Annotated in this window: 3 protein-coding genes and 1 pseudogene; 2 read left to right on the forward strand and 2 right to left on the reverse strand. The window is 77.1% G+C overall.

All coding sequences use genetic code 11. The features are described from left to right. On the reverse strand, window positions 1–3,707 hold a 3,707-nt coding region (locus tag GPJ59_RS34285; RefSeq protein WP_258025344.1), incomplete at its 3' end, for a type I polyketide synthase. Here GPJ59_RS34285 and GPJ59_RS38165 point away from each other — a divergent pair. After that, entirely contained in the window at window positions 3,706–3,834 is a 129-nt protein-coding gene (locus tag GPJ59_RS38165; protein WP_258025345.1) for a hypothetical protein, read from the forward strand. The genes GPJ59_RS34285 and GPJ59_RS38165 overlap by 2 nt on opposite strands. Window positions 3,835–3,860: 26 nt before the next feature. On the opposite strand, the pseudogene GPJ59_RS38170 reads toward GPJ59_RS38165, so the two are convergent. Next, window positions 3,861–3,986: pseudogene (locus tag GPJ59_RS38170) on the reverse strand (acyl carrier protein); the annotation flags it as partial. On the opposite strand from GPJ59_RS38170, the gene GPJ59_RS38175 reads away from it, so the two are divergent. Then, window positions 3,927–4,174, forward strand: a 248-nt coding sequence (locus GPJ59_RS38175) for a hypothetical protein (RefSeq protein ID WP_258025346.1), incomplete at its 3' end; no start/stop codon positions are given. The pseudogene GPJ59_RS38170 and the gene GPJ59_RS38175 overlap by 60 nt on opposite strands.

A 4,174-nucleotide genomic window follows, 5' to 3' on the forward strand; every position in this document is an offset into this window, starting at 1 on the left:
GCGTCGTCGCGGGGGGCGTCGTCGCGGGGGGCCGCGACGGGCAGCAGGACGTACGCGGGTGCGGGGGCGCCCGCGTCGAGCGCGGCCGTCAGCGCGGCGAGGTCGGGGAAGCGGTCGCCGCCGAGTACGGCTCCTTCGCCGGCGGGGGCCGGGCCGGGCAGCGGGACCGGGGACCAGCCGACGCGGTGCAGGGCGGCGAGGTCGTTCCCGTTCGCGGTGAGGCGGGCCGGGTCGACGGGCAGGAGGCTGAGCGCCTCGACGGTGGCGACCGGGCGGCCGGCGGGGTCGGCGAGGTCGACGGCGAGTTCCCCGGCGGGGCCGGGGGCGATCCGCACGCGCAGGGCGGGGGCGCCGGTGGCGTGCAGGGTGACGCCGCTCCAGGCGAACGGCAGCTCGACGCCGGTGATCTCGTCGCCGAGCAGCGTGGCGTGCAGGGCGGCGTCCAGGAGGGCGGGGTGCAGCCCGAAGGCGGCGGCCTCCTCCCGCTGCGCCGTGGCCAGGGCGACCTCGGCGTAGACCTCGTCCCCGGCCCGCCAGGCGGCCTTCAGCCCCTGGAAGGCGGGCCCGTACGCGTAACCGGCCGCGGCCGCACGCTCGTAGAAGTCCGCCACGTCGACCGGCTCGGCGCCCGCCGGCGGCCACACCGACAGGTCCTTGCCCGAGCCCGGCGCGGCCGCGGCGGTGGTCAGGAAGCCGGTCGCGTGCCGGGTCCAGGGGGTGTCGGGGCCGCCGTCCTCGGGGCGGGCGTGGACGGCGACGGACCGGCGCCCGGCGCCGTCGGGGGCGCCGACGACGGCCTGGACCTGGACGCCGCCGCGGGCGGGGAGCACCAGCGGCGCTTCGAGGGTGAGCTCCTCCAGGTGCCCGCAGCCGGCCTCGTCGCCGGCGCGGACGGCGATCTCGACGAAGGCGGTACCGGGCAGCAGGACCGTGTCCAGGGCGCCGTGGTCGGCGAGCCACGGGTGGCTGTGCAGGGAGAGCCGCCCGGTGAGCAGGTACTGGTCGCCGTCGGCGACCGGCACGGCCGCGCCCAGCAGCGGGTGCCCGGCCTCGGCCAGACCGGCCGCGGAGACGTCGGCGGCCCCCGCGGCGGGGGCGTCGAGCCAGTGCCGCTGCCGCTGGAAGGGGTAGGTGGGCAGGGTGGTGGCCGCGGCGGCGCCGGATCCGGTGACGACCGTGCCCCAGTCGACGGTCACGCCGCGGGTCCAGGCGGCGGCGAACGAGGCCCGCAGGCGGGCGAGTCCGCCCTCCTCGCGGCGCAGAGTGCCGGTCGCCAGGATGTCGACGCCCGCGTCCTCGGCGGTCTCCAGCAGCCCGTACACCAGCACGGGGTGCGCGCTGGACTCGACGAACGCCCGGAAGCCGTCGGCGAGCAGCGCACGCACGACCGGCTCGAAGGACACCGGCTGCCGGCAGTTCTCGTACCAGTACGCCGCGTCCAGCTCGGGGCCTTCCAGCACCGCGCCGGTGACGGTCGAGTAGAGCGGGACCGAGCCCTTGCGCGGCTCCACGAAGGCGAGCAGCTCCAGGATGCGTTCCTTGAGCCGGTCGACCTGCGCGCAGTGCGAGGCGACGGTGGACGGCACGATCTTGGCGCGGACGCCCTCGGCCTCCAGCGCCGCCACCAGCTCCTGAAGCGGGGCGACCTCGCCGGCGACGGTCACGGCACGCGGCCCGTTGATCCCGGCGATGGACAGCGCGTCGCCGTACGGGGCCAGCCGCGCCTCGGCCTCGGCGCGGGGCAGGGACACCGAGGCGACCGCGCCGCGGCCGACCAGCTCGTCGGCGAACAGCTGCGAGCGCAGGACCACGATCTTCGCCGCGTCCTGAAGGGAGAGGGCGCCCGAGACCGCGGCCGCCGCGATCTCGCCCTGCGAGTGGCCGACCACCGCGTCCGGGCGGACGCCGGCCGCCTCCCACTCGGCGGCGAGGCAGACCATCACGGTGAACAGGACCGGCTGGAGCACCTCGATCGCGGTCAGCTCCGGCGCGCCCCCGGCGCCCCGCAGCACGTCCTCCACCGACCAGTCGACGTGCGCCTCGACCGCACCCGCGACCTCGGCGAACCGGGCCGCGAACACCGGTGAGGTGTCGAGGAGTTCCACGGCCATGCCCGCCCACTGCGAACCCTGCCCGGGGAAGACGAACACCGTCCTGCCGCCCGCGTCCGCGATGCCGGCCGCGGCCGGAGCCGCGTCCAGAGCCGCCAGGAGCTCCTCGCGGGACGAGCCCAGGACCACCGCACGGTGCTCGAAGGCGGAGCGGTGCCCGGCGAGGGCGGCCGCGACGGCGGCGTCGGAGGCGTCCGGGTGCGCCTGGGCGGCGTAGGCGCGCAGCCGGGCCGTGGTCTCGCGCAGGGCGTCCTCGGTACGGGCGGACAGCAGCCAGGGCACCGGGCCGGCGACGGTCGCCGGGGCGGCCTCGGCCGGCGGCGCGGCCGGCGCCTCCTCCAGGACGACGTGGGCGTTGGTGCCGCTGATGCCGAAGGAGGAGACGCCGGCGCGGCGCGGCCGGCCGGTCTCCTGCGCGCCGGGCCAGGGGCGGGCCTCGGTGAGCAGCTCGACGGAGCCCGCGGACCAGTCGATGTGCGGGGAGCGCTCCTCGGCGTGCAGGGTCTTGGGCAGGACGCCGTTGCGCAGGGCGAGGACCATCTTGATCACGCCGGCGACACCGGCGGCCTGCTGGGTGTGGCCGATGTTGGACTTCAGCGAGCCCAGCCACAGCGGCTGCCCGTCGGCGCGGTCCTGGCCGTACGTCGCCAGCAGCGCGTGTGCCTCGATCGGGTCGCCCAGGCGGGTCCCGGTGCCGTGCGCCTCGACGGCGTCGACGTCCCGGGCCGTCAGGCCGGCGTTGGCCAGGGCCTGGCGGACGACCCGCTGCTGCGAGGGCCCGTTGGGGGCGGTCAGGCCGTTGCTCGCACCGTCCTGGTTGACGGCGGAGCCGCGGACGACGGCGAGCACCTGGTGGCCGTTGGCGCGGGCGTCGGAGAGCTTCTCCAGCAGGACGACGCCCACGCCCTCGGCCCAGCCGGTGCCGTCGGCCGAGGAGGAGAAGGACTTGCAGCGGCCGTCGGCGGACAGGGCCCGCTGGCGGGTGAGTTCGACGAACAGGCCGGGCGTCGGCATGACGGTGACGCCGCCGACGACGGCGAGCGTGCACTCGCCGCGGCGCAGCGACTCGGCGGCCAGGTGCAGGGCGACGAGCGAGGCCGAGCAGGCGGTGTCGACGGTGACGGCGGGGCCTTCGAGGCCGAGGGTGTAGGCGATGCGGCCGGAGGCGACGCTGGGCGTGCTGCCGGTCATCAGGTAGCCCTCGGTGGACTCCGTGCCCTCGTGCAGGCGCGGCCCGTAGTCCTGGAAGGTGGCGCCGACGAACACGCCGGTCGGGCTGCCCTTGAGGGAGAGCGGGTCGAGTCCGGCGCGCTCGACGGCCTCCCAGGAGGTCTCCAGCAGCAGCCGCTGCTGGGGGTCCATGGCGGTGGCCTCGCGCGGCGAGATGCCGAAGAACGCCGGGTCGAAGTGGGTGGCGCCGGGCAGGAAGCCGCCTTCGCGCACGTAGTGGGTGCCGGGGCGGCCCTCGGGGTCGTACAGGGCCTCCAGGTCCCAGCCGCGGTCGGTGGGGAAGGGGCCGATGACGTCGCGGCCCTCGGCGAGGACCTCCCACAGTGCCTCGGGCGAGTCGGTGCCGCCGGGGAAGCGGCAGGCCATGGAGACGATGGCGATGGGCTCGTCGGCCTCGGAGCCGGCGGCGCGCTGGGCGGTGGCCGCCCTGCCGGCGGCGCCGCCCTGGGCGCTCTCGCGCAGGTGGGCGGCGAGCAGGACCGGCGTCGGGTAGTCGAACAGCAGGCTGCTGGGCAGCGCGAGGCCCGTGCTGCGGCCCAGGCGGTCGCGCAGTTCGACGGCGGTCCAGGAGTCGAAGCCGAGCTCGTGGAAGGTGTCGCGCAGGTCGATGCCGGAGGCGTCGTCGTGCCCGAGGACGGCGGCGATGTCGGCGCGCAGCAGGTCGCGTACGGCCTGCTCCTGCGCCTCGGCGGGCAGGGCCGCGAGGCGCTCGCCGAGTGCGGAGGCGGGCGCGGAGGCGGGCGCGGGCGCCGCGTCCTCGGCGTACTCCTCGGCGGGGGCGGGGGCGGGGGCGTGGGGCTGTCTCTTTTTCCCCTATCCGCGCCCACCGGACA

Source organism: Streptomyces bambusae (genome assembly GCF_019400985.1).
GTDB lineage: Bacteria > Actinomycetota > Actinomycetes > Streptomycetales > Streptomycetaceae > Streptomyces > Streptomyces bambusae_A.

Coding starts and splice junctions, on each gene's coding strand:
- GPJ59_RS38165 (WP_258025345.1), top strand. CDS start 3,706: ATGGAGACGATGGCGATGGGCTCGTCGGCCTCGGAGCCGGCGGCGCGC.